A 969-nucleotide genomic window follows, 5' to 3' on the forward strand; every position below is an offset into this window, starting at 1 on the left:
TGATAAGATAGCAGATATTTTCTGTATAGAATGCACCTTAAAAGGAAGAAGATGAAATCAACCAATGTAGCTTTTCTGGGATTAGGCGTGATGGGGTTTCCCATGGCAGGTCATTTACAAAAAGCCGGTTTTAATGTGACCGTTTACAATCGCACGCAAGAAAAAGCACAGCGATGGCAGGATACCTACAAAGGTGCGCAGGCGGCAACGATTGAATCCGCGGTTAGTCATGCCGACGTGGTTTTTATGTGCGTTGGAAATGATAACGATGTGTTGGCGGTGGCCACCAAGGCGTTAGATAATATGAAAGCCGACGCGGTACTGGTGGATCACACTACGGCTTCGGCCACGGTAGCAAGACAGCTTGGTAGTGAAGCAAAACAGCGCAACATCGGTTTTCTTGACGCGCCGGTTTCTGGTGGTGAAGCTGGCGCCGTGAATGGTCAATTGACTATCATGGTTGGCGGTACAGATGAGGTGTTTAACAGAATAAAGCCCGTAATGGATGTGTATGCCCGTCATAGTCAACGTTTAGGGCCCACAGGCAGTGGTCAGCTGGCAAAAATGATGAATCAAATCTGTATAGCCGGGATTGTTCAAGGTTTAGCCGAAGCGTTGCATTTCGGCCAACAGGCGGGCTTGGATTGTGATGCGGTCATTGAAGTTATTTCTAAAGGTGCTGCACAATCCTGGCAAATGGAAAACCGAGCATTAACCATGTTGAAAGGTGAATATGAATTTGGTTTTGCGGTTGATTGGATGCGAAAAGATCTCGCCATTGCGCTAGATGAAGCCCGTAGAAATGGCTCTACACTGCCACTCACCGCGTTGGTAGATCAATTTTACGCCGATGTACAAAAATCTGGCGGGGGACGTTGGGATACGTCCAGTTTATTAAGTCGTTTATCCTAATGTGTTAAAGTTGCTCCCCATTCTCCGTAACTTTTTGAGCAAAGGCGCGGTTTATGG

The 969-nt window shown here is 47.0% G+C and carries 1 protein-coding gene; it reads left to right on the forward strand.

Going from position 1 to position 969, the window contains the following annotated elements:
• Window positions 1-30: 30 nt before the first annotated feature.
• Window positions 31-912: an NAD(P)-dependent oxidoreductase gene (locus V5298_RS20740; RefSeq protein ID WP_332933301.1), complete on the forward strand. Its 882-nt coding sequence runs from the start codon at window positions 31-33 to the stop codon at window positions 910-912.
• The last annotated feature ends 57 nt before the right edge of the window (window positions 913-969 follow it).

The sequence above is a fragment of the Alteromonas sp. 14N.309.X.WAT.G.H12 genome (assembly GCF_036697315.1).
Taxonomy (GTDB): domain Bacteria; phylum Pseudomonadota; class Gammaproteobacteria; order Enterobacterales; family Alteromonadaceae; genus Alteromonas.